Source organism: Rhizobacter sp. Root1221, from assembly GCF_001425785.1.
Classification (GTDB): Bacteria; Pseudomonadota; Gammaproteobacteria; order Burkholderiales; family Burkholderiaceae_C; genus Rhizobacter.
On record NZ_LMDI01000001.1, the window covers coordinates 415,870 to 439,455 of the forward strand.

The following is a 23,586-nucleotide window of genomic DNA, read 5'->3' on the forward strand; positions in this document are numbered from 1 at the left end:
CGCTGAAGGACCAGAACTATCGCTACTTTTGCCGACCGCCGTGCCCCCAACGTGGAGCGCAAGCATCGCCTGAACCGTGAAATCATGGCGCCCGAGGTTCGACTCAACGGTGTCGAGAACGAACCCCTGGGCATCGTCAGCACGCAAGAAGCTTTGCGCATGGCGGGTGACCTCGACGTCGACCTGGTTGAAATCGCCGCCACGGCGGACCCCCCGGTCTGCCGCCTGATGGACTACGGCAAGTTCAAGTACCAGGAGCAGAAGCGCGCTGCCGAAGCGAAGTCGAAGCAGAAAGTCATCGAAATCAAGGAAGTCAAGTTCCGCCCGGGCACGGACGAAGGCGACTACCAGATCAAGATGCGCAACCTGCGTCGCTTCATCGAGGAAGACGGCGACAAGGGCAAGGTCACGCTCCGCTACCGCGGCCGTGAAATCACCCACCAGGACATCGGCATGCGCCTCCTGGAGCGCATTCGCGACGAGCTGGCCGATTGCGCCGTCGTCGAGAACATGCCGAAGCTCGAAGGGCGCCAGATGATCATGGTGCTCGGCCCGAAGAAGCGATAGTCAGACCACAGAGTGTGTTCGATGCCCCGGTCGGTCACTGGGGTGTCGCAAGAAGCGGCTGCAGGCCAACAAGACGGCAAGTCCCTTTGCCGGCGCCTGCAGGTGCAATCTAAAAGGAGCAGTCATGCCCAAAATGAAGACCAAGAAAAGCGCGGCCAAACGGTTTCGCGTGCGTCCGGGGGGCACCGTCAAGCGGGGCCAGGCGTTCAAGCGCCACATCCTGACCAAGAAGACCACGAAGAACAAACGCCACCTGCGTGGCGCTGTCAACGTGCATGAGACCAACATGGGGCACATGAAGCAAATGCTGCCCTTCGCTGGCCTTTAATCGCTTCTGAAGGAGATACCCCATGCCTCGCGTCAAACGTGGTGTAACCGCCCGTGCTCGTCACAAGAAAGTTCTCGCACTCGCCAAGGGTTACCGTGGCCGCCGCAAGAACGTGTTCCGCATTGCCAAGCAAGCAGTCATGCGCGCTGGGCAATACGCCTACCGTGACCGCCGCACGAAGAAGCGTGTGTTCCGTCAACTGTGGATCGCCCGTATCAACGCGGCGAGCCGTGGCCTCGGACTCACCTACAGCAAGTTCATGGCTGGCCTGAAGAAGGCTTCGATCGAGATCGACCGCAAGGTCCTCGCCGACATGGCCGTGAACGATCCTGCCGCTTTTGGCAGCATCGTCGAGAAGGTGAAGGCCCAGCTCGCTTGATGTCGTACAGGTGCCGGGGCAACCCGGCACCGCGGCAAACCCCGCCCGGTGACCATTCCAGGCGGGTGCCAAGCCCTCAAGGCCGACCCTCTGGTTCGGCCTTTTTTATTTTCTGCCTTGAACAACTGATGAACGACCTCGATCAATTGGTGCAAGACGCGCAGGCAGACTTTGCGCAAAGCCCGGCACCGGCCGATCTGGAGAACGCCAAGGCGAAATACCTCGGCAAGTCGGGGCGGTTGACCGAGCAGCTGAAGGCGCTCGGGGCCCTCTCTCCGGAAGAGAAGAAGTCGCGTGGCGCGCTGATCAACGCGGCCAAGCAGCAGGTCGAGGCCGCGCTCAACGCACGCCGCCAGGCGCTCGCCGATGCCGAGCTGGATGCCCAGTTGAAGGCCGAGTCGCTCGACGTGAGCCTGCCGGGCCGCCAGCGTGGCACCGGGGGCGTCCACCCCATCTCGCGCACCATGGAGCGCATCGAGGCCATCTTCGGTTCCATGGGTTTCGACGTGGCCGACGGCCCCGAGATCGAGACCGACTGGTACAGCTTCACCGCACTGAACAACCCCGAGAACCACCCGGCGCGTTCCATGCAGGACACGTTCTACGTGGACATGAAGGACGAGTCGGGCGCCTGGCTCAACCTGCGCCCCCACACGTCGCCCATGCAGGTGCGCCACGCGCGCGCCCACGCCGCGAAGTATGCCGGCGTCACCCCCATGCCCGAGATCCGCGTCATCGCGCCGGGCCGCACGTTCCGCGTCGACAGCGACGCCACCCACTCGCCCATGTTCCACCAGTGCGAAGGCCTGTGGATCGGCGAGAACGTCAGCTTCAAGGACCTGAAATCGGTGTTCGCCGATTTCTTCCGCACCTTCTTCGAGACGGACGACCTGCAGTTGCGGTTCCGTCCGTCGTTCTTCCCGTTCACCGAACCGTCGGCCGAAGTCGACATCGCGTTTGCGAGCGGGCCGCTCAAGGGCCGCTGGCTCGAGGTGGGCGGGTCGGGTCAGGTGCATCCGAACGTCGTGCGCAACTACGGGCTGGACCCCGAACGCCACATCGGCTTTGCCTTCGGCATGGGCCTCGACCGCCTGACCATGCTGCGCTACGGCGTCAACGACCTGCGCGGATTCTTCGACGGCGACCTGCGTTTCCTGTCGCAGTTCAAGTAAGCAAGACGGTAGAGACAGGACCCCAGAGATGCAATTTCCCGAATCCTGGTTGCGCGAATTCTGCAACCCCCCGCTGTCCACCCAGGCGCTGGCCGACACGCTCACGATGGCTGGCATGGAGGTGGAGGAACTCCGCCCCGTCGCGCCGCCGTTCTCGAACGTGGTGGTGGGCGAGGTGCTCGAGGTCGTGCGCCACCCGAACGCCGACCGGCTGAACGTCTGCCAGGTCAAGGTGGGCCCGGAGACGGTGCTCAGCATCGTGTGTGGCGCCGCGAACGTGGCCCCCGGCATCAAGGTGCCTTGCGCGATGGTCGGGGCGAAGCTGCCGCCGGCGGAGGAGGGCGGCGCACCTTTCGAGATCAAGCTCGGCAAGCTGCGTGGTGTGGAAAGCCAGGGCATGCTCTGTTCGGCCAAGGAGCTCAAGCTGTCCGATGAGTCGTCGGGCCTGCTGATCCTCGGCGACGACGCCCTCGTGGGCAATTCCATCCGCGACCACCTGCGCCTGGACGACACGCTGTTCACGCTCAAGCTCACGCCGAACCTCGGCCACTGCCTGAGCGTGTTCGGCATTGCCCGCGAGCTGTCGGCCCTGACGGGTGCGCCACTCACCGTGCCGCCCACGCCGCGGGTGCCGGTGTCCCAGGACGATCGCCTGCCGGTGCAGGTGCGCGCCGGCGACCTGTGCGGCCGGTTCTCGGGCCGCATCGTCAAGAACGTCGACACGAAGGCCAAGACCCCCGCGTGGATGGTGGACCGCCTCGCCCGTTGCGGCCAACGGTCGGTCACCGCGCTTGTCGACATCTCGAACTACGTGATGTTCGAGGCGGGCCAGCCCTCGCACATCTTCGACCTCGACAAGATCCATGGCGGCCTCGAGGTGCGCTGGGGCCGTGCGGACGAGTCGTTGAAACTGCTCAACGGCAACACCGTCGGACTCGACCCGAAGACGGGCGTGATCGCCGACGACCGTGCGGTGGAGTCACTGGCCGGCATCATGGGCGGTGACGCCACGTCGGTGTCCGACGACACGCGCAACGTGTATGTCGAGGCCGCGTTCTGGTGGCCGGCGTCCGTGGCCGGCCGCGCCCGCAAGTACAACTTCAGTACCGACGCCAGCCACCGCTACGAACGCGGCGTCGACCCGGCACGCACCGTCGCCAGCGTCGAGCGTGTCACGCAACTGATCCTCGACATCTGCGGCGGTGAAGCGTGTCCGGTGGACGACCAGGCCGTCAATGTGCCTTCTGCCAAACCGGTGGTGCTGCGGGTGGCCCGCGCGTCCAAGGTGATCGGCATGCCCGTCACGCAGGCGCAGTGCGCCGACGTGTTCGCGCGGCTCGGCCTGCAGGCGATCGAGACCGCCCCGGGTGTGCTGGCCGTCACGCCGCCCACCTGGCGCTTCGACATCCAGATCGAGGAAGACCTCATCGAGGAAGTGGTGCGGGTCATCGGCTTCGACAAGCTGCCCGATACCCCGCCGAATGCGCCCGTCACCGCGCGCGCGCTCACGGAAACCCGCCGCAGCGTGCATGCGGTGCGCCATGCACTGGCCGGCCGCGACTACTTCGAGACCATCAACTTCAGCTTCGTCGAGGAGCGCACCGAGCACGAACTCGCCGGCAACCTCGACCCGATCCGTGTGCTGAACCCCATCGCCAGCCCGCTCTCGGTGATGCGGTCCACGCTGTTCGGCAGCCTCGTCTCGGTGCTGCGCTTCAACCTCGCGCGCAAGGCCTCGCGCGTGCGGCTGTTCGAGGTGGGGCGTGTGTTCCGCCGTGATGCGTCGGTGGCGGCCACCTTGACCACCGTGGCCGGCATTTCGCAGCCGCTGCGTGTGGCGGGCCTGGCCTATGGCCCGGCCGACACCACGCAGTGGACCCACAAGGATCGCACGGTCGATTTCTTCGACGTGAAGGGCGACATCGAGGCGCTGCTCGCGCCACGCGTCGCCACGTTCGAGGCGGCCGAGCACCCGGCGCTGCACCCGGGCCGGTCCGCGCGCATCGTCATCGACGGCCAGGAGGCCGGTTTCGTGGGTGAACTGCACCCGCGGTGGCGCCAGGGCTACGAACTGCCCGGTGCGCCGGTGTTGTTCGAGCTCGATGCCAACCTGCTGACGCAACGCGAAGTGCCCCAGGCCGTGCCGGTGCAGCGTCAACAATCGGCGTGGCGCGACATCGCGGTCATCGCAGGCGAGCAAGTCACCCACAGCGCGTTGATCGACACCATCCTGTCGGCCGACCGCGCGTTGGTGAAATCCGCGCGCCTCTTCGACATCTACAAGCCCACGGCCGCATCGGCCGACATGGCAGCAGGCGAACGCAGCCTGGCCGTGCGCCTCGAATTGCTGGACGACACCACCACCCTCACCGACGAGCGCATCGACGTGGTGGTGGCGGCGGTGCTCGATGCCTTGAAGACCCGGTTGGGCGCGCGCCTGCGCGGATGAGTGAGCGAACCATGACCACGATGCCTCCCGATCTGCCCCCCGATCAACCTCCGCCTGAGCGGGTGATGTTGCCCACGCTCGAGACGCCCACGCTGACCAAGGCCGAACTGGCCGAGCTGCTGTTCGAGCGGCTCGGGCTGAACAAGCGCGAGTCGAAGGACATGGTCGAGGCTTTCTTCGACATCATCCACGGCACGCTCGTGAAGGGCGACGACGTCAAGATGTCGGGGTTCGGTAATTTCAACATTCGTCGCAAGGCCCCTCGACCCGGGCGCAACCCCCGAACCGGGGAATCCATACCGATCAAGGCACGAAATGTTGTAACTTTCCACGCAAGTCACAAACTCAAGGGCGTTGTGCAAGGTGACATCCCCGTCGGGGAGGACTTCGAGTAAAGTCTTAGCTTTCGGCCTCGATCTCATTGATTTCAATGGAGAAAGCGCTTCCCGCCATTCCTGCCAAACGCTACTTCACCATTGGTGAAGTGAGCGATTTGTGCGGCGTGAAGCCGTACGTGCTCCGCTACTGGGAGCAGGAGTTCACGCAGCTCAAGCCCATGAAGCGCCGGGGCAACCGCCGTTATTACCAGCACCACGAGGTGCTGCTCATCCGGCGAATCCGCGAGCTGCTGTATGAGCAGGGTTTCACCATCAGCGGGGCCCGCAACCGCCTCACCGAACTGGTCCATGCCCGCGGCGCCGCGCCGGCCGAGGAACCGCATGACGAACCCGAAGACGTCGATGCCTCGTCGTTCGGTCCCGATGCGATCGAAGACGCAGCACCGTTGCCCGACTTGCCAACGACCGAGCTCACCCTCGACCAGGTGCGCAGCGAGCTGCTCTCGATCCGCTCGTTGCTCTCGCTTTGATTCCCATCAAAATCCTCAATGAGTTGGTCGCACTCACCAAGTTTCCGGATATACTAGTGGGCTCAGTCGGGGCGTAGCGCAGCCTGGTAGCGCACTTGCATGGGGTGCAAGGGGTCGCGAGTTCGAATCCCGCCGTCCCGACCATAGAAAATCATAGGGTCAGCTTCCAAAAGAAGCTGACCCTTTTGACTTTTGGGGTGGGCTAAGAAGTCGCTCGTACCCGCGTCGGTGTGACTCGAAGTAGCTCGCATGAATCCCTGCGCCCAGTCGTTGCCGCGCGCGGTACACACATGCGGCTCAGTCAGCGTGCGCTGCAATTCGGCAGCAATCCAGTTCCAGTGCCGCATCTCACTGGTTGCCGTCCTCATTTCGCAGGGCCGGCCCGAGCTTCGCACAGGCGTGGGAGGCCACTGCATGCGGTGGCCTATGGTGGCGGACAAGTACTCTGAAACACCTGTCTGCCATGCACGTGAAGGATCGCCGTTCCCGGCTGTCGAACGCCGCGGGTGACGCCGGCCCGTCCGACCTCACCGCTTCGAAACGGGCTCGCCCCCCACAGGCCCATGCGGACGCAGGGTTGTCAGAGTTGTCTTCGCGCCCACTGACCTCCGTTGCCGGCCAGCTGGCCCCAAGGAGCCGGCTTCCGTTGCGGGCCCCGGCGCAAGCGCCAACCCTGTTGCCGGGAACCTCCTCCGCCACGGCCCCATCGAGCGCCGAGGAGAAGAGGGCCCGGCAATTGTTCCGCAAGCGGTTGGACAGAATCTGGAATCAACTCAAGGACGAGCATGCCGGGTTGTTCACGGAATACAAGAACGTGTTCGGCCAGAAAAAGAACGGACCGGACCTGCTTCAGGCGTTGCTCGACGCCACCGGGAAGCCTTGTTCGCAGCCGTCCGCCACGGACGTTCCCAACGTCACGCGCTTCGTCGTCCAACTCGATGCCCGTCTCCCGGCCATCCATGTGCTGACATGGAAAGAAGCAGACGGCGCCATCGGCGATGTGCGGTTGGCCAAGAGCGACAGCGCCGACGCGTTGGCCCAGGTGTTGGGCGTCATGATCAGGAGCGCGAAGTTCCGCAAGAGTGACCGCAACGCCAGGGACGAGAGTGGCAACTGGCGGGAAGAGGGAGGCCAGTGGCGGCCCGTTCGCCAGCTGTGGCAGAAGTTGGAGAAGCTGGGGGAGGACGAGGCATTCCGCTCCGTCCTCGACGTGTGGCGCGGGCAGCCGGGCAACGAACTCCTTCCCGATTTCCGCGTCCTCGAGTATCTACAGGCGCTCACGAATGGGCCGGACGCTCGCTCAGTGCAGATCAAAAGCCCGAGCGTCCAACGATTCGTGCTTCGGGTTCCCGGCATGAAGGACACGATCGACGTGCTGCGACGGCTGACGGACGACGGCAGTCTCGCCGAACTTCGCATGGTGCCTGCGCAGAAGGAGCGCCTGCCGTGGTTGATCAATGACGTCGAGCGAGGGGCTGTCAGGTCGGTCGCCAGGAGGACCAGGGAGGAAGGAACGGGCCCGCGGACTCCGGCCAACTTTTGGAATCCCCTCAAGGAACACCTGAACACGCAGTTCGAAGCCTTCCGCGAAGACCGGCGCCGGAAGCACGAGCGCGTTCCCGCCGCCGGCGCGTTCGTGAAGCATCTGGATGCGCTGTGCATGGACGACGACGAGAGTGAGGTCGTCGATGCCGGCAACGACATCTGGAAGCACGAGGTCACGCCCGATGGCAGCCGGAAGCCGATCGTCCTGCTGCGCCGGACGGACACACGCGGCCTCGCCTCGCTGCGCGTGCTCAGTGAGGGCATGACACTGGCCGCGGTCCAGGCGAGCATGGTCAGCGACCTCGCGAAGGGCCAGCGCAAGGCAAGCGCTGCGGCACCCACGGAACCTGCGCCGCCCATCGCTCCCCAGCCGGCCACGAGCCCCCCGAAGTTGAAGGATGCCCATCAGCTCACCCAGGTGCTGGAGCTCGCGGTGCTCAACAGGGCGCAATCGAAGGAACTGCTTGCCGGCGTGGCCGAGGTGACCGGCATTCCGGACCGGGAGTTGCGGAACTGGATCAACTACGACGGTTCGCTGCTGCGCGCGGCCAGCGCCCTGATCAACTTGAGAGGCTACTTTGACGAACGCGAGGATCTCTATGGCTTGTTCACCCTGCTCGGTCAACCGGAAAGCGCGAAGACCCTGCCGGGGGAACTCACGGCCGAGCAGATGGTGAAAGTGTTGCAGGCCCGCCTCGCGCATCCGGGCGCCAACACGACCAGGCTGGCACACATGGTGAACTGCAATCCAGAAGCGGTGGCGCGACACTTCGCTGACGATCACGCGACGTTCATGAAGGCCGGCAACTACACGCTGCGCGCCCTTCCGGACTACCTCGAACACTGGGCTGGGCTTCAAGCCGCGCTGAAGGCGCTCGGACATGTGGAGCGGGCCGCCGGCCTTCCTGCTCCGGACAACGAAGCGCAGCGATTCCTGAGGGAACTCGAAGAACGGCTGTACCCGGTGCGGATCGCCGTCGCGCAGATGCGGCGCGACCCCACGCTGCTGGCCGCTGATGCCGCGCAGCTCGTGAACACATGGCCCGAGATGCCAGCCTTGCTCGACAAGCTCGTCGGCCCCGGCGGCACGCTGCGCGAGGCAGCGGCGATCGCCCGTGACCTGCAGGCATTCTCGCCCGACTTGCAGCCGCTCCTGGAAAACTTGCTGAACCGCATCGACCCGCAGGTCCGCACCGGCGCCATGGTCGAGGAACTCATGCCGGCGCAGGGCATCATGCCGGGGAAGGTTTTCATCGTGAGGGAGCCGCCGCCCGATGAGGCGGCGCTCGCCCAAGGCGCGAGGCCCGTGAAATCCCGACGCATTGAACGCATCTACGCCAACAGTGCGGATCTCGTCGTCGCGCCCCGCTCGTATCGCGCCGAAAGGCAGAAGCAGTCCTTGCGGTGGCTGTCGACGGTGCTGAAGGGCACCTTCTCGCGGGCTGCGGAGGTCCAGGCCTACTGGGACCCAAAACGCGGCGAAATCTGGGTTTCCTCGAACGACACCACCAGCAACGCAGCCATCGAGGAGTTCCTGTCGCAGGGCATGCTGACCCGCAACTTGCAGGCGTTCTCCGGCAATCCGCATGCGAGCCGGCGAGCGCGGCACACATCGAACCTCCGCAAGATGCTGAACGACGAATCGGCCCGCCCCGCGCAGGCGCGAGAGCTGCTCGATGCGATGTTCAACGGCAGGTTCCGGGTACCGATCGAGGTGTATCGCAGCAGCACGAGCGGGCGCCGCATCGAGTTGCACGCGGAGCGGCGGATCAAGCGGGCCTTCGAGGGCCAATACGGTGAAGGAAGCCTAGATCGCAACCGGATTGCGGGCACCATGCGCCCGTGCGGCATCTGCGCGAAGGATTTTTCCCTGCCGGACACGGCCCGCCGAGGCCCCTTCTGGATGTCACGATCGAGCGGAGAGGGGTATGACGTCATTGCCATCGCCGAGGAGAATCGCAACGCATCCATCGGCGCCTACGCTACCGTGACGCGCCAAGGGGAGTTGACGATCGCCTACAACACGGACAGCACCGACGGCGACTCCGAGGCGGCAGAAGAGGCCCCCCAGGAAACAACGTCGACACCAGCCCTGTCGTCCTGGTCTGTGCGCAAGGCGCGCACCGTGCTCGGCAAACGCGATACATCACAGACGGCCGCCCAAGCAGACCGCCCGGGCGAACCGACCAAGCCGGACTCGGCGCCTCCGCCCGCGAAGCGGCGCTGAGAACCGCTGTGGGGCTACTCAACGGCCGCGTCCTCCTCCCGGCCGTGGCGGCCTACTCCGGCGCGTGCTCGAGGATGAAGCTCAGCGTGGCGAAGTGATGCGTCATGTTCGCTTTGCCCACGTCCAACGGCGCGGACTCGTGCTCGGCCTTCACCACGTTGAGCCCCTGGTTGCGCACCGGCAGCGTGACGCGGCCTTCACGGTCGGCCACCAAGGGCGCAGCGTCAGGGTCGGTCACCAGGTCTTGCGACACCTTGGCGCCGGGCAGCGGCTTGCCGTCGAACAGCACCTGAACGCTCAGCGGCTCGCCCTTCTGGTGTGGGAACTTCGCCCCGACGGGAACGATCTGCAACGCGAGGCCCGGTACGGGCCGCAACGCGCCGGCCGGCAGGCTGACGAGGTGCGTGGCGTACTTCAGGTAGCGGCCGCTGATGGTGGCACCGGGAACTTCGTCCTTGCCCTTGCCGTGCCACTGCCCGTCCAGCGCCTTGGACCACAGGCCGTTGTTCATCGTTGCGGTGACGATGGCGGGCTTGTTCGCCAGGTTCACGAAGGGCAGCTTGCCTTCGGGCTCCAGCGTCACGGCCACCGGCAGGCCGTCGGCACCGACGCCGCCGATCGAACTGATCTTGGGCAGCCGCTTGACCACGTCCAGGTCCTCGGCGCCGTCGCCGTAGATGAGTGCGAGCCGGTCGGCGCGCTGCGCGAACCAGATGCCGTGGGCTTGGGCTGGAAGCGCGTGCAGCGCGAGCGTGGCGGCGGCCACGACGATGGGAACGATTCGCATGGATGCTTCTCCTTGGAGCGGTTTCAGAACTTGTACTGCGCGCCCAGCGTCACGTGGCGCGGGCTGCCTGGCATGACCCAGACACGGTTGTAGGCGCTGGTGTAGTAGGTCTTGTCGAACAGGTTGTCGACGTCGAGCGAGATGCGCATCTTGGTGTTCACACGCCAGTAGGCAGTGAGCTTGGCGACGGTGTAGGCCGGCAGCTGCGGCGGCGCGGCGAAAGGATCCTCGCCGGAACGGGCGCCGACGTGCGTGACGCCGCCGCCCAGGCCCAGCAGTCCGCCGTCGGCCAGGCTGTGTTCGTGCACGACGAAGGCGCTGCCGGTGTGGCGCGCGAACTGCGTCAGGCTCGGGTCGGCGTCGAGGTAGGCATAGGCCAGTGCGACGCGCCAGCCAGGGGCGACCTGGCCGGTCAGTTCGAGCTCCAGGCCCTTGTTGCGCACGCGGTCCAGCTCGGCATAGGTGTCGGTGTTCGGGTCGTACTGCGGCACATGGCGCTTGGCGATGTCGAACAGCGCCGCCGTGCCGCCCAGGCGGCCGTCGGCCGACTCCCACTTCAGGCCCAGCTCCTTCGCCGTGCCGATCTGCGGCTCGAACATGCGGCCGCTGGCGTCCAGCTCGGTCTGGGCGCGGAACGAGCGGCCGACGCTGGCGTACACCGACAGGTGCGGCTGCAGCAGCCAGGTCAGGCCCAGGCGCGGCGAGGTGGCGCTGGGGTCCTGCTCGGCGGTGGAGCCGTCGATGCGGCTGGTGTAGCGGCTCTCGGCACGGTCGTGGCGCAGCCCGGCGAGCAGCCGCCAGTCGCCCCAGGCGAGCTGGTCTTGCACGTAGAGGGCCTGCTGGCGGTCCTTCAGCGTGCCGTTCCAGTCGGTGAGCTGCGGGCTGAGGGCGGGCACGGCGATCTGGCCGTACACCGGGTTCGAGACCGAGATGCCCACGGCGTCGCGCAGGCCGCCAGCATGGTCCAGCAGCGTGCGGTCCTGCTCGAAGCGCGCGGCCTCGGCACCGATCAACAGGTCGTGCTTGATCGGACCGGTCTGCAGCCGGCCGTAGGCTTCGAGCTGGAGCGAGGTTTCCTGTGACGCGAAATCGCGGTCGCGCACGCGGCGGCACATCCAGTCGCGCGTGTCCATCGAGGTGGCGCAGCCGAGGGTGCCCGGGCCGTACTGGTGCGTCTCGGTGGCGCGGCCGGCCAGCGTGCCGCGTTTGTGCTGCAGCCCGGCGCGCAGCTCCCAGTCGGGGCTGAGCGCATGGTCGAGGAAGAGCTGGTGGGTCTGGTTGTCGATCGTGATGTCACCGTCGCCGGGCTCGCCATAGAAGCGCGAGTTCGGCACGGTGCCCAGCTGGCCGTTGATCACCGGTACGCCACGGTCGAGCGGCGCTTCCTGGCGCAGCCATTCGCCGTCGTAGCGCAGCCGGGTGTCGGCGCCCAGGCGCCAGGCGAGCGACGGTGCCACCAGCGTGCGGCGGCTGTGGACGTGGTCGCGGAAGCTGTCCTTGTCCTCGGCCGAGACGTTCAGCCGGTAGGCCAGCGTGGCCGGTTCGTCCGTGCTGCCGTTCAACGGGCCGGTGCTGTCGAGCGCGAGGCGCTTGTAGTCGTGGCTGCCGTAGTAGGCCTCCACCGAGTGGCCGGCGGTGAAGCGCGGCTGCTTGGTCACCAGGTTGACCGTGCCGCCGGGCTCGCTGCTGCCGTACAGCGCACCCATCGTGCCCTTGAGGAACTCGATGCGCTCGAGGTTGGCGGTATCGCGCGGCGCATTGAAGCCGCGATTGCTGGGCATGCCGTTGCGCAGCAGGCTCATCGTGCGGTCTTCGTGGCCGGCGAAGCCGCGCAGCGCGATGTTGTCCCAGGTGCCGCCGAAGTTGTTCTGGCGCGAGACGCCGGCCACGTAGTCCAGCACGTCGTCGACACGCTGCGCGCCCAGGTCGTCCACCAGCTGTCGCGTGACTACGCGCACCGCCTGAGGTACTTCGATCACGGGGGTGTCGGTCTTGGTGGCGCCGTCGGATTCGCGGCCGTTGTACTCGCCGGACTGGCGGCGGCCGACCACCTGCACCGCGGGCAGGGTGGTTTCGGCGCTGGGCTTGTCCGTGGCAGGCGTCGCCTCGGCAGCCCAGGCGGCCGAGGCGGCGAGTTCGAGCAGCGCGGCCAGGCTGGCGCTCGCGATAGCAGGGCGCGCGCGGCGAAGGCGTGGTGGGTAGGTGCGGGTGGGGTGCATGTGGGGTTCTCCATCGACGGCGCAGTGGTGCGCCGTTGTTCGATGGGAGGACACGCGAGACCTGCGAAAGGTGACAGCGCGCTTCAAAATTCCTGCCGCGCCGCCAGGCTGAAGCGCCGCGGCGCACCAGGCGAGACCCAGGCGTTGTTGTAGGCGCTGGCGTACCAGGTGCGGTTGAACAGGTTGTCGAGCTGCAACGACAGGTGAAACCCCGACTGCTGCCATTGCGTGGTCAGCCGCGCCGTGGTGTAGGAGGGCAGTTGCGGCGTCCCCGAGTCGCCGGTCCGCGGGCCCATGTGGGTGACCCCGCCGCCGAGTGTCAGCTGGCCGCCGCCCAGGGGCTGGTCGTGCAGCAGCAGGAGGCTGCCGCTGATCCGCGGAAACTGCGGCAGCGCGCGTTGCAGCCAGGCTGCCGCGGCCACGCTGCGCCAGCCGGGCGCGATCTCGCCCTGCAGCTCGGCCTCGAGCCCGCGGCTGTGCGCGCGTGCGGCGGCGATGCTGAAGTCGGGGTGCTGCGGGTCGGTGACCAGCACCTGGCGCTTGACGATGTCGAACGCCGCCAGTGCGGCCGCGAAGCGCCCGTCAGGGGGCTGCCACTTCAGGCCGGCTTCGCGTGCGCTGCCGCGTTCGGGCTCGAAGGCCTGCCCGGTCACGTCCACGCCCACGTTGGGCCGGAACGAGGCGCCGTAGCTGGCGTAGGCCGCCCAGCCCGCGGCGGGCCGCCAGGTCAGGCCTAGGCGAGGTGTGGCGGCCTGCACGGTCTGCGCGTGGGTCAGGTCGGCCAGGCGGTCATGCACCCGCTGTTCGAAGCGGTCCTGGCGCAGCCCGATCAAGAGCCGCCACTCGGGCGCCAGCGCCAGTTCGTCCTGCAGGTACCAAGCCAGCCCGCGCTGGCGCTCGGTGGTGGACAGGAAGTCCTGCGGCTCGGGCAGCGGGCTGCCGTGGTAGACCGGCTGGAACACGTCGATGCCGTAGTCCGCCCATTGCGCCGAGGGTGTGCGCTGCATGCGCTGCGCCAGGCTGAAGCGAAACCCCTCCACGCCGAACAGCATCCGGTGCGCGAGCCCGCCGGTGCGCAGCGTGCCCAGCAGGTCGACTTGCACGGCCTGGTCGCTGGACGCGAAGTCGCGCCGGCGGCGTTGCCGCCACAGCCAGCCATCGCGGTCCAGCGACTCCAGCCCGGCACCGTAGGCGTGGCCATAGGTGCTGTCGCCGTTCATCGTGCCGCGGCGCGCCATCAGGCCCGCGTTGATCGACCAGCCGTCGGGCAGGCGCTGCGTCAACCGCAATTGGTGTGTCTGGTTCACGAGCGTGATGTCGCCGTCGTCGGGCTCGCCGTAGAAGCGGCTGATCGGCACCTTGCCCAGCTGGCCGCCCACCGCCACCACGCCCCGGTCCAGTGGCGCGCGCTGGCGCAGCCACTCGCCGTCGTAGCGCAGCGTGGTGCCCACCACGGGCTGCCACGCCAGCGCCGGGGCGAGCAGCTCGCGGCGCGTGCGCACGTGGTCGCGGAAGCTGCCGTTGTCCTCCGCTGCGGCGTTCAGGCGCAGCGCCGTGGCGTCATCGAGCCGGCCGCCGAGGTCCAGCGCCAGGCGCTTGGCGTCCCAGCTTCCTGCGCGTGCCTCGATCGATCGTGCGGGCAGTGCCTCGCCCGGAAGGGGCGCCTGCCGGGTCACGACGTTGAGGGTGCCCCCCGGTTCAGACGCGCCGTACAGCGCCCCCATGGGGCCGCGCAGGAATTCGAAGCGCTCGACGTTGGCGCTGTCGCGCGGCGCGTTATAGCCGCGGTTGCCGGCCATGCCGTTGCGCAGCAGGCTCATGCCTGTGTCCTCGTGGCCGGCAAAACCGCGCAGCGCGATGTTGTCCCAGGTGCCGCCGAAGTCGTTCTGCCGGGATACGCCGGGAACGTGTTCAAGCACGTCGTTGAGGCGCAGCGCGCCGACGGAGTCGATCAGCGCGCGGTCGACCGTCGTCAGGGCCTGCGGCGTGTCCAGTGCGGCAGCGCCGCTGCGGGCGGCGGCGCCCGCGGCCAGAGGCGTTTCGTCGCGCGTGGCCACCACGCGCACGACAGGCAGGGCCGGACCGCCCTCCGCCGCGGATGCAGGGCCTGCGGGCGCAGCGTTCGGCGGCAGAGCCTGCGCGCGGATCAACACGAACAGCCCGGGGCTGGGTTGCGTGGCGGCCAGGCCTGTGCCTTCCAGCCACCGCGAGAGAGCCTGGTGCGCCGACAGGCGGCCGGTGACGCCACCACTTCGCAGGCCCCGCAGCAGCGCGGCGTCTGCCTGCACCGTGATGCCCGCCTGCGCGGCGAGGGCCGGCAGTTGGTCGGTCATGGGGCCGGCGGGCAGATCGAAATCCAGGTCCGCGGCAATTGCGGGCAGAGGCAAGCACGCGGAGAGCGCCAGCGCGAGCAGGACGCTGCGGCGCATGTTCAGGCCTGGGGCAGCACGCTGGCCCACCAGCGCGTGCGCCAGACCACGCGCACCGGCAGCGTGGCCGGCAGTGCGTCGAGGACCTCTTCGCTGCGGTCGAGCTGGAAGGCCCCGCTCACCCGCAGGTGGGCCACGGACGGGTCGCAGTGCAGCACCCCGCGCCGGTACCGGCCAAGTGCGAGCAGGAAGTCGTCCAGGCGCTGCTCCTGAGCGACCAACAGGCCACGCGTCCAACTGGCGGCGTGCGGGTCGGCCTGTCGAAGCGGGCTGAAGGTCTCGCCGTCGAAGTCCACGGCCAAGCCCGCGGCCACCGTTTGCGCAGCGCCGTGCGACAGGCGAGCGGCGACCGCGCCTTCGAACACGGCGAGGCGGGCGCGTTCGTGTCCGGACAGCACCAGGAAGCGCGTGCCGAGTGCCCGCAAGTCGCCCCAGGCCGTGCCGAGCAGGAAGGGGCGGGCGGCATCCGCTGCGGTCTCGACCAGCACCTCGCCGTGGCGCAGCGTGACGCGGCGCTGCGCCTGCGTGTAGGCCACGTCGAGCGCGGTGTCGGTGTCGAGGTGCAGCCTCGTGCCGTCGGGCAGCTCGAGGTCACGCCGTTCGCCCACGGCGGTGTGGTGATCCGCCGCCAGGGTGTGGCCCCAGCCCGTCCAGGCCATGTAGCCGGCGGGCGCCGCCAGGGCCAGTGCACCGAGTCCGCGCAGCGCTCGGCGGCGCGCGGGCTTCGGCCGGGCGAGCACCTGGCGGGCCACGGCGGGCGGCAACCGGCCGATGTCCTGGTGCACTTGCATGGCGCGCTGCCAGGCGCGCTCGTGCTCGGGCGAGGCCTTGCGCCAGCACTCGCAGGCGGCGAGATCGTCCGCGCTCGCGTCACCGGCATGCAGGCGCGCGAGCCACGCCGCCGCGGCGCGCACGGCGGCGCGGTCGAGCGGGGCTTTCGGGTCCGTGGGGAGAAGCGGCGCGGCGCTCACTCGGTCGCGAGGATGCACGCCTCGAAGGCCTGGGCCATGTAGCGCTTGACGCTGCGCTCGGTGACCGACAGCTCGACGGCTATCTGCCCATAGGTCAGCCCGTCGAACTGCGACAGCAGGAAGGCCTGCCTGGCGCGTTCGGACAGGGTGGCGAGCGCGGCATCGATGAGATGCAGCGCCTGTCGCGCGACGGCCTGTTGCTCGGGCGATGGCCAGCTGGCCTCGGGCAGCGTTGCCAAGGCTTCAGCCCAGGCCTGCTCCAGCGACAGGCGGCGGAAGTGGTTCGCCACCAGCCGGTTGGCCACGGTGGCCAGGAAGGCGCGTGGCTCGTGCAGCTCGGCCGCATTGGCGGCGCCGCGAAGCCGGGCGTGGATGAGCCGCAGGAAGGTGTCCTGCGCCAGGTCGGCCGCCTGGTGCGTGCAGCCGAGCTTGCGGCGCAGCCAGCCGAGCAGCCAGAGGTGATGGTCACCATAAAGCCGGGCCAGGTTTGGCGCCCAGTCCGGGGTTGGCGCGGGGAAAGGGGAGGAAGCGACGGGCACGGCGCGGCACTCGAGGGCCGACGAACCGTCGGCGAAGAGTGAATGAGAATTAATGGCATCAGTGTACGTGAAGAGTTGCGCCACCCGCCCATATTCGCTACGACCGCCAATCGCCCAGTACGCCCCTTCTGCGCAGGCCCAGCAGGCGTGCCTCCAACTCCAGATACTGGCTGTCGTGCAAGGCGTTGACGCAGGCATCACGGCCTGCGCGCAACACCTCTACAGGCAGCTTCCGCGACGCTTCCCGAGACAGGACCACGATGGGCAGCAGCGGCCGTGCCGCATGCAGGCGTGAGATGGCCGGCAGGGCCTGCCGGGTTTTCGCCCCGACATCGAGAACGGCAACCACGCACCAGCCGCTCAACTGGCGAACCCGATCGGGGGCCGCATCGGCTGCGACGACCACGTCAAAACCTCGATCCATCAGCAAGCCGGCGAGCTTGCGGAGGCGTACCTTGGTCTCGCCTACCAGGAGGACCGGGCCAGGAAAGAGGAGGGCGGACATGGCAACCATTGTTTCCAGGGATCGCCTTGAACGCTGAACCGTGCGCGGTCACCACTGATACGATCCTGATCAATTCACTGGCCGAAGGCGAAACAGGCGTAGACCGTCCAGTTCGGGTTCACAGTTCGAAGACGACGTTCACCAGAACCTGCCGGGGCGTTCCGAGCGGCAGCACGTTGTTGTTCAGGCCGCCGGCGTAGTAGTCCTTGTCGAACAGGTTCTTCACCGTCAGACCGGCGCGCCAGTGCCGGGCCTGGTAACCCAGGCCGGCGTCGAACACGGTGTAGGCGGGCACCACGTAGTCAAAGCTGTAGCCACGCTTGTCGCTCTCGTGGCGCAGGCCTGCGGTGGCTGACCAGCCGTGCAGCAAGCCGCCGGTAAAGCGGTGGCCCACCTGGGCGTTGACGGCGTGCCGCGGCACGTTGTCGAGCCGCTTGCCTACGCGGGCGGCGGTGTTGTCCTGGGTCACCTCGGTGTCGCTGTAGGTGTAGGCGGCGCTCAGCGTCCAGCCGCCATCGAGTTCGGCGTTGAGCTCGGCCTCGAAGCCCTTGGCGCGCTGCTCGCCAGTTTGCACGCTGAAGCCTGTGTTCACCGGATCGGCGGTGGTCACGTTGCGGCGCTTCAGGTCGTACACGGCCAGCGCGCCCTGGACCCGGCCGCCATCGGATTGCAGCTTGACGCCCACTTCCACCTGCTGGCCGGTTTCCGGGGTGAACTGCTGGCCGTCGAAGTTGGTGCCCTCGACCGGGTAGAACGAATTGGCCACGCTCGCATAGGGCGCGACACCCGGCGTGACTTGGTACATCAACCCGGCATTGCCGGTGGTCTTGCTGGGCCGTTGCGAGAGTTCGGCACCGGTCAGGTGGTTGGTCGTGGTGTTGCGCACGCGATCGTGGCGCGCGGCCAGGCTCAGTGTCAGCTTGTCCTGCAGGCGGATTCGATCGCGCAGGTACAGGCCGACGTCGACGATGTTGCTGGTGTCGTCCGCGTTCGGCGTGGCCGGGCAGTTGATGGGGGCGCCGTAGACCGGGTTGTACAGGTCGAGTGCCGGCACCGTGCAAGTGGAGGAGGCGAGGCGGATGATGTCGCGCCGCAGGTCCAGGCCGGCCATCAGGCTGTGCTGCAGCGGCCCGGTCGTGAAGTCTCGTTGCAGGTTCTGGTCGGCCATCAGGCTATGGCCGGGGATGTCCTGGACGCGGCCGGTGCGGGCCTGGGTGCGGTTGTCGGCCCTCAGCGCGTTGTGGAACACGGCCAGGCCGTCGACATCGAAGCGCTGTGCGCGCACGTTCTGGCGCAGCGTCCAACCCGAGGCGAAGCGGTGTTCCAGGGCCCAGCCCACGCTCGCCGCCCAGGCGCGGTAGGGGCCGAAGCCGGGCTCGCCGGCGAACAGGCTGCGGTCCAGCTTGCCGTTCGGGTTGTCCAGCAGCGTGCCGTAGGGCGACAGGCCCTGCTGGCGGATGTACTCGCGGTTCTGGTAGCTCGTCAGCAGCGTGAGGTCGGTGTCGGGGCCGAGGTCCAACGTCAGCGAGGGGGCCAGCCAGCGCTTCTTGAAGTACACGTGCTGCGTCGGGTCGTCACTGTCGGAGACCAGCGCATTGAGGCGCCAGGCCGCCTTGCCGCCTTCGGGGGACAGCGGTCGGCCCAGGTCCACGGTGGCTTGCTTCATGCCGTAGTTGCCCAGCGTGAACCCGACCTCGCTGAAGCTCTCCGCCCGGGGCCGCTTGCTGACGAGGTTGACCATGCCGCCGGGCTGCACCAGCCCGAAGTTGACGGAGGCCGGCCCCTTGAGCACTTCCACGCTTTCGGCGCCGAAGAGCTCCTGCGCGATCCAGGTGTCGCTGCCTTGCTTGAGCCCGTCGAGGTACACCGATTCGGTGGCGCGCACGCCGCGGATGATGAAGTCGTCCCAGCCGCGCCGGCCGTAGTTGCCCGAGACCACGCCGGCCACGCCCTGCAGCGCGTCGGTGAGCGACTGCACGCCGCGTTCGTCCATCTGCGCACGGGTGAGCACGGAGACCGATTGCGGCGTCTCGAAGAGCGGTGCGCCGGACTTGGTGGTGCTGGCTGCCGCCTTGGTGGCGACGATGCCGCTGTCGGCCGCGGCCCGCACGCGCACGGGGGGCAGTTCGCTTTCCGGAGGTGTTTGTGGTGCGTGCGCGGCGGATGCCGGGCTTGCCGGTGCAGCGGGCGGCGCTTCGGTCTGGGCACGGGCCCCGGCAGCTGCCAGCAGGGCAGCCAGCGCGATGGACGTATGGGAGAAAGTTGGCGTGCCGGTCTGGCGTTGGATCTGGAGACGATGCATGAAAAAAGGAGACGTGGTTGAGTTCAGATGACAAGGGGGCAGGGCACGCCGCACGCGGGCATGCACCCCCGCGCTGCGGTGGCGCATGTGTCATGGCGTTGCGATGGTGCCCAGCAGGGCAGCGGTGCCTGCCATGGCCAGGCACCAGCGTGGCTTCCAGGCCAGCAGGAGCACGCTGGCCGCGCCCGACACCGCCATGGCGCCGATCCAGGTCAGGCAACCCAGTGACCAGCCCTCGATTCGCACCGCATGGGCCAGCACCATCAGGAGGGCGGCGGCGCCGCTGCAGCGCCAGCCTCGGTGTGCCCAGGCCGAGCCCTCGCGGCCGAAGACCTGCTCATGGTGGCGTGGCATGGCCAGGGCCAGGGCGCACCAGGCGGCCAGGGACCACAGCAGGGCCGTCATCGCTGGGTTCTCCAATGGAGCGGGCGCCACGCCACCAGGCGAGGCCTTGGCGCGATGCCGGCTTGCGTTTGGTGACGCAGCCGCCACGTGGCATAACCCGCCGCCGCTGCGACGGCCAACAACGCCAGGTCGACGCCCAGCGGCGCCCGGCGCCCGCTGTTCAGCATGGCCCAGGGGCCGTCGCCGCTGCCCGCCCAGTTGGCCAGCACGGCCGCCAGGGAGATGGCGCAAAGCGCCGCGCATTGCTGCACCCAGTGACGCTGCCCGTGCCGCAGCGCGGCGGCATGGCACAGGCTGGCCGCCCACAAACCGAAGAACCAGCGCATCGAGGCCGCCAGCGGCGTGGCACCCCAGGTCCACCATGCGGCGGGCAAGGTGTTCAGCAGCATCACGCCGGCACTGGCCAGCAGCAGGCCGCACACCGAGGCCACCGTCAACACCTGCACCCAGCTTGCGCCGCGCCAGCCCAGGCGGGCATGGCGTTGGGCGCGTTTTTGCACCCACACGATGCTGCCGGTGGCCAGCATCACGCAGCCGCTCAAGCCCATCAGGAAGTAGAGCCAGCGCAGGGTCCAGTGTTCGAACTGGATCAGGTGCAGGCCGGCGATGAAACGTTGCACGCGCGAAGCGGCGGGCAACGCCTCGGCATGCAGCAACGCGCCAGTGCCTGCATCGAAGTACAGCGTGCCTTGCTCCAGCGCCACGCGGCGGCCGTAGGCACGGCGCACTTCAACCACCGCATGGGCGTCGCGCGGCTGGCGCACGATGACGAGTTGCACCTCGCCCGGCTGGCCTGCGGCGGCCCAGTGGGCGCGGGCCTGCGTCGCCAATGCATCGATCGAGGCCCGCCGCTCGAGCGGGCGTTTGGCCGCCGGGCGGCTGAAGCGCGACAGCACCTCCTTCGAGTAGGCGGCCGTTTCCCCGCCGTACACCCAGGCGATGGCCGGCTGCAGGTAGACCGCGGCGAAGACGATCAGCCCCGACAACGCGATCACGAAGTGGAAGGGCAGCGCAAACACTGCCGTCACGCTGTGCAGATCCAGTGCGGCGCGTTGCAGGGCCTTGCGCGGGCGGAAGGTGAAGAAGTCCTTGAAGATGCGCCGGTGCGTGGCCACGCCAGAGACGATGGCCACCAGCATGGCCATGGCGGCCAACCCCACCAACCATTCCCCCAGGTCCAGCCACTTCAGGTGCAGGCTGTAGTGGAAGGGATAGAAGAGTTGCGTGCCCAGCGCTGCACCTTGTTCAGGCAGCAGTTCGCCGGTGGCCGGGTGCAGATCCCGAGCGCCCCGCTCGACGCCCCCACCTGACCAGCCCAGCCGCAGTGTGGGTGTGCGTTCGGCCGGCGGGTAGATCAACCAGGATGCCGCCTTGCCGGGGGCGAGCCGCTCCAGCAGCGGCAGCGCCTGGTCCAGCGACGGCCCGGGGTTGCCGGCTGCGGCCGGTGTGGCCAGCCGCGTGTGGGGTTGCGCCCAGCGGTCGATCTCGCGGTCGAAGACCGCCAGCGTGCCCATCAGGAAGATGGTGAACAGCAGGCTGCCGAAGATCACGCCGCACCAGGTGTGCACCTCGTCCATGGCGAGGCGAAAGCCTTTGGGCCGGCGGTCCGGGGGCGGTGTGTCTTGCGGGATCATGGTGTCCGTCACGATGTTCAGCGCCACGCTGCGGCGAGTGCCGCCAGCAGCGCGGCGGCGGCCAGCAACTCGCCCCAGGCGCGCCGTGCGCTGGGAGCGACGAAGGCGCGCAGCCCGGCCAGCAGGTAGACCACGAAAGCGGCCATGCCGGCGCAGACCATGGCCTCGCCGCGGCTCCAATGCGCGCCCTGTTGAAGGGCCGTGGCGAGCGCCGCGGCGAAGGCCAGCATCAGCACGTAGCCGCCCAGCACGGCGGCCAAGGCTCGGCTTGCTGCGGGAAGGGCGGCCTTCAGGGGGCTTGATGGCCTTGGCGTGGGTGGGAGGGGAACGGTTGCGCTCATGGCAGCTTTGCCGGGTTTGAGGAAATTCGTGTGGGCCCGCGAGGGCATTGCAGCGCCGTGTGGCGGCCCGAGTCGGACGCCCGTGGTGACCGAAGGCTCGCGATGGCTGGCTTCGAGTGGGTTCGCGCCGCGGCCGGAAGGGCCGCGTACGCTTGACCGAGCCGCATTGTAATGCGAATGAGTATCAGTAGCGGCCGGGCGGCGGCTCGAATGGCGGGTGAATTCCAAGACCAGGGGGCTCAGGCGGGGAGACCGTCTGTCGCGATCACGCAGCCGAACGGCGCGAGGTCGGGGTTCCCTTGCGCTGACAGGCCCAGGCCGCGCGCATACAGGCTCGTCAACCCCGTCATCTCGGCCGGAAGCTCAACGGGATTGCCCGACAGGTTGACGACCACCTGCACCGCCTGGCTGGCCGCGCGCCGCCAGTACCCGATGACCCCAGGGGGCAGGCCTGAGATGAACTCGGTGCTGCCTTGCCGAAGGGCGGCCCAGCCGTTTCGCAAACGGATCAGGGCCTGGTGGTGGTGGAACGTGTCGTCGTCGAACGCTGACCAATCGAGTTCGAAGGGTTCGAAGAGGCTCGTCCACGTGCGCCACGACGGTTCGTCGAATTCCTGGCCCATCAGCAGGTGGGGCACGCCGTCGAGCGTGAGGACGATGGCGGCGGCGGCGTGGTGCAGGTTGCGGCCGAACAGCGCGGTGGCGCGGCCCTGTTCCTTTTCCTCGAGCCAGCGCAGGCGCAGCGCGCCGCGCGGGAAGCTGTAGGTGGAGGCGTTCCAGTACGCGGCGAAGTCGTCCGAGGTGGCGTCGCCCCGGGCCACCTGGTGGATCAGGTCGCGCGTGCCCCCTTCGTAGGTCAGGTCGCAGCTGTCGAGGTGATGGAACTCGTCGTAGGCCTGCGAAATGATGCCGATGTGCGGGTGATCCGCGGTCAGCGCGGCGCGGATCTCGCTGAGGAAGTCGAGCGGCGTGATGTCCGAATCATCGAAGCGCAGGCCGTCGAAGCCGAAGCGGGTCAACCAGCTCTTCATCGCCTCGATCAACCAGTGGCGCAACGCGGGCTGGCTGAAGTCGAACCCCGCGAAGTGATCGCGCAGTGGCACTGCATAGTGCAACTCGCCGCGGGCATCGTGCGTGAACCACTCGGGGTGCTCGACGGTGAGCACGTTGTCCCGGCTCGCGCGGTTGAGGGTCCAGTCGAGTACCACGCGCATGCCGCGTGCATGCAGGTCATCGACCAGTGCACGCAGGCCGTCGGCATCCCCGAGTGCCGGGTCGATGGCGGTGAAGTCGCGCACGGCGTACGGGTCGCCCAGGGAACCGGTGCGCCGTTCGATCCCGATCGGGAACACCGGCATCAACCAGATCACCGTGACGCCCAGCTCACCCAGGTAGTCGAGCCGCTGGCGGAGCCCGGCGAAGGTGCCGCCGAAGGCACGCACCGACAGCTGGTACACCACGCCGTCGCGCAACCAGCCGGGGCTCTTCAGCGCGGCATGGCGGCGGTGCACGCCGGTGGGGTGCGTGGCATCGATGGTGCCCTGGCGCACGAAGACGCCGCCCTGGTCGTCCACGGTGAAGCTCGAGTTGTTCTGCCCGTCCTCGGACACCCAGGGGTTGGCAGGATCGCGGATCCACTGCGTGCCGTCCACCACGTACTTGTAGAGGTGGCGCCCCGTGGCGATGGGCAGGGTGGCCTGCCAGGTGGTGGGGCCCGTGCGGGTGAGCGGGCAGGTGTCGCCCACCCAGCTGTTGAAGGTGCCGGCCACCGCGACTTGTTGCACGCCAGGTGGCGTTTCGAACGTGAACAAGACACCGCCCGGGGCGCGGCGGGGGAGGAGGGCGGTGCGGGCGGGGTCGAGGGTGGTGGACATGCGGTGAACTCTGAATCGGTCAAGACGGCGCCGATTGTGACGCCT

19 protein-coding genes and 1 tRNA gene are annotated in these 23,586 nt (G+C 68.1%); 9 read left to right on the forward strand and 11 right to left on the reverse strand.

Annotated features, from left to right (window positions below; translation table 11 throughout):
• Positions 1-18: 18 nt before the first annotated feature.
• The 9 genes from infC (at position 19) to ASC87_RS01735 (ending at position 9,535) form a co-directional block, all read left to right on the forward strand.
• Positions 19-567, forward strand: coding sequence for a translation initiation factor IF-3 (gene infC, locus ASC87_RS01695; protein ID WP_082568294.1), 549 nt, complete (start codon positions 19-21; stop codon positions 565-567).
• 124 nt (positions 568-691) lie between these two features.
• Positions 692-895, forward strand: a complete 204-nt coding sequence (rpmI, locus tag ASC87_RS01700; RefSeq protein ID WP_056655594.1) for a 50S ribosomal protein L35 — start codon at positions 692-694, stop codon at positions 893-895.
• A 22-nt stretch (positions 896-917) separates the two neighbouring features.
• Entirely contained in the window at positions 918-1,274 is a 357-nt protein-coding gene (rplT, locus tag ASC87_RS01705; protein WP_056655597.1) for a 50S ribosomal protein L20, read from the forward strand.
• Between the two features lie 128 nt (positions 1,275-1,402).
• Positions 1,403-2,446: a phenylalanine--tRNA ligase subunit alpha gene (gene pheS, locus ASC87_RS01710; RefSeq protein ID WP_056655600.1), complete on the forward strand. Its 1,044-nt coding sequence runs from the start codon at positions 1,403-1,405 to the stop codon at positions 2,444-2,446.
• 28 nt (positions 2,447-2,474) lie between these two features.
• Positions 2,475-4,895 carry a phenylalanine--tRNA ligase subunit beta gene (gene pheT, locus ASC87_RS01715; RefSeq protein WP_056655603.1) on the forward strand — a complete coding sequence of 807 codons (2,421 nt, stop codon included), beginning with the start codon at positions 2,475-2,477 and terminating at the stop codon, positions 4,893-4,895.
• A 20-nt stretch (positions 4,896-4,915) separates the two neighbouring features.
• Positions 4,916-5,290, forward strand: a complete 375-nt coding sequence (locus ASC87_RS01720) for an integration host factor subunit alpha (protein ID WP_056655889.1) — start codon at positions 4,916-4,918, stop codon at positions 5,288-5,290.
• A 35-nt stretch (positions 5,291-5,325) separates the two neighbouring features.
• On the forward strand, positions 5,326-5,763 hold the full coding sequence (locus ASC87_RS01725; RefSeq protein ID WP_056655606.1) for a MerR family transcriptional regulator: 438 nt from the start codon (positions 5,326-5,328) through the stop codon (positions 5,761-5,763).
• Between the two features lie 67 nt (positions 5,764-5,830).
• Positions 5,831-5,907 (forward strand) — tRNA-Pro (locus ASC87_RS01730).
• 592 nt (positions 5,908-6,499) lie between these two features.
• Complete coding sequence (locus ASC87_RS01735) at positions 6,500-9,535, forward strand: hypothetical protein (protein WP_056655608.1); 3,036 nt, start codon at positions 6,500-6,502, stop codon at positions 9,533-9,535.
• 52 nt (positions 9,536-9,587) lie between these two features.
• On the opposite strand, the gene ASC87_RS01740 is transcribed toward ASC87_RS01735, so the two are convergent.
• The 11 genes from ASC87_RS01740 to ASC87_RS01790 form a co-directional block, all read right to left on the reverse strand.
• Positions 9,588-10,322, reverse strand: coding sequence for a DUF4198 domain-containing protein (locus ASC87_RS01740; protein WP_056655611.1), 735 nt, complete (start codon positions 10,320-10,322; stop codon positions 9,588-9,590).
• A gap of 23 nt (positions 10,323-10,345) precedes the next feature.
• A complete protein-coding gene (locus tag ASC87_RS01745; RefSeq protein ID WP_056655614.1) occupies positions 10,346-12,541 on the reverse strand; it encodes a TonB-dependent siderophore receptor in 2,196 nt (731 codons plus the stop codon).
• 83 nt (positions 12,542-12,624) lie between these two features.
• On the reverse strand, positions 12,625-14,970 hold the full coding sequence (locus ASC87_RS01750) for a TonB-dependent receptor (RefSeq protein ID WP_056655617.1): 2,346 nt from the start codon (positions 14,968-14,970) through the stop codon (positions 12,625-12,627).
• A gap of 2 nt (positions 14,971-14,972) precedes the next feature.
• Positions 14,973-15,941, reverse strand: coding sequence for a FecR domain-containing protein (locus ASC87_RS01755; protein ID WP_056655620.1), 969 nt, complete (start codon positions 15,939-15,941; stop codon positions 14,973-14,975).
• Positions 15,938-16,564, reverse strand: coding sequence for a sigma-70 family RNA polymerase sigma factor (locus ASC87_RS01760; protein ID WP_369820724.1), 627 nt, complete (start codon positions 16,562-16,564; stop codon positions 15,938-15,940). Before ASC87_RS01760 ends, ASC87_RS01755 begins: the two co-directional genes overlap by 4 nt.
• A gap of 13 nt (positions 16,565-16,577) precedes the next feature.
• Positions 16,578-16,985 (reverse strand): response regulator, encoded by a 408-nt coding sequence (locus tag ASC87_RS32380; RefSeq protein WP_162255117.1) that lies wholly within the window; start codon positions 16,983-16,985, stop codon positions 16,578-16,580.
• Positions 16,986-17,103: 118 nt separating this feature from the next.
• Positions 17,104-19,287, reverse strand: coding sequence for a TonB-dependent siderophore receptor (locus ASC87_RS01770; RefSeq protein ID WP_082568297.1), 2,184 nt, complete (start codon positions 19,285-19,287; stop codon positions 17,104-17,106).
• Between the two features lie 90 nt (positions 19,288-19,377).
• The gene (locus ASC87_RS31475; protein ID WP_056655625.1) at positions 19,378-19,692 is read right to left on the reverse strand and encodes a DUF3325 domain-containing protein; all 315 of its coding nucleotides are present in this window, start codon (positions 19,690-19,692) and stop codon (positions 19,378-19,380) included.
• On the reverse strand, positions 19,689-21,326 hold the full coding sequence (locus ASC87_RS01780; RefSeq protein WP_157603779.1) for a PepSY domain-containing protein: 1,638 nt from the start codon (positions 21,324-21,326) through the stop codon (positions 19,689-19,691). Before ASC87_RS01780 ends, ASC87_RS31475 begins: the two co-directional genes overlap by 4 nt.
• A gap of 17 nt (positions 21,327-21,343) precedes the next feature.
• The gene (locus ASC87_RS01785; RefSeq protein WP_235581999.1) at positions 21,344-21,667 is read right to left on the reverse strand and encodes a hypothetical protein; all 324 of its coding nucleotides are present in this window, start codon (positions 21,665-21,667) and stop codon (positions 21,344-21,346) included.
• A 239-nt stretch (positions 21,668-21,906) separates the two neighbouring features.
• Positions 21,907-23,541 (reverse strand): alpha-amylase family glycosyl hydrolase, encoded by a 1,635-nt coding sequence (locus ASC87_RS01790; RefSeq protein ID WP_056655632.1) that lies wholly within the window; start codon positions 23,539-23,541, stop codon positions 21,907-21,909.
• Between the last annotated feature and the right edge of the window lie 45 nt (positions 23,542-23,586).

What these genes read in the sequence shown, in the direction of transcription:
- ASC87_RS32380 (WP_162255117.1), bottom strand. Translation starts at nt 16,985, where the DNA reads ATGTCCGCCCTCCTCTTTCCTGGCCCGGTCCTCCTGGTAGGCGAGACC.
- ASC87_RS01745 (WP_056655614.1), bottom strand. Translation starts at nt 12,541, where the DNA reads ATGCACCCCACCCGCACCTACCCACCACGCCTTCGCCGCGCGCGCCCT.
- ASC87_RS01770 (WP_082568297.1), bottom strand. Translation starts at nt 19,287, where the DNA reads ATGCATCGTCTCCAGATCCAACGCCAGACCGGCACGCCAACTTTCTCC.
- rplT (WP_056655597.1), top strand. Translation starts at nt 918, where the DNA reads ATGCCTCGCGTCAAACGTGGTGTAACCGCCCGTGCTCGTCACAAGAAA.
- ASC87_RS01720 (WP_056655889.1), top strand. Translation starts at nt 4,916, where the DNA reads ATGCCTCCCGATCTGCCCCCCGATCAACCTCCGCCTGAGCGGGTGATG.
- rpmI (WP_056655594.1), top strand. Translation starts at nt 692, where the DNA reads ATGCCCAAAATGAAGACCAAGAAAAGCGCGGCCAAACGGTTTCGCGTG.
- ASC87_RS01780 (WP_157603779.1), bottom strand. Translation starts at nt 21,326, where the DNA reads ATGATCCCGCAAGACACACCGCCCCCGGACCGCCGGCCCAAAGGCTTT.
- ASC87_RS01725 (WP_056655606.1), top strand. Translation starts at nt 5,326, where the DNA reads ATGGAGAAAGCGCTTCCCGCCATTCCTGCCAAACGCTACTTCACCATT.
- pheT (WP_056655603.1), top strand. Translation starts at nt 2,475, where the DNA reads ATGCAATTTCCCGAATCCTGGTTGCGCGAATTCTGCAACCCCCCGCTG.
- ASC87_RS01750 (WP_056655617.1), bottom strand. Translation starts at nt 14,970, where the DNA reads ATGCGCCGCAGCGTCCTGCTCGCGCTGGCGCTCTCCGCGTGCTTGCCT.
- ASC87_RS01790 (WP_056655632.1), bottom strand. Translation starts at nt 23,541, where the DNA reads ATGTCCACCACCCTCGACCCCGCCCGCACCGCCCTCCTCCCCCGCCGC.
- ASC87_RS01740 (WP_056655611.1), bottom strand. Translation starts at nt 10,322, where the DNA reads ATGCGAATCGTTCCCATCGTCGTGGCCGCCGCCACGCTCGCGCTGCAC.
- pheS (WP_056655600.1), top strand. Translation starts at nt 1,403, where the DNA reads ATGAACGACCTCGATCAATTGGTGCAAGACGCGCAGGCAGACTTTGCG.
- ASC87_RS01785 (WP_235581999.1), bottom strand. Translation starts at nt 21,667, where the DNA reads ATGAGCGCAACCGTTCCCCTCCCACCCACGCCAAGGCCATCAAGCCCC.
- ASC87_RS31475 (WP_056655625.1), bottom strand. Translation starts at nt 19,692, where the DNA reads ATGACGGCCCTGCTGTGGTCCCTGGCCGCCTGGTGCGCCCTGGCCCTG.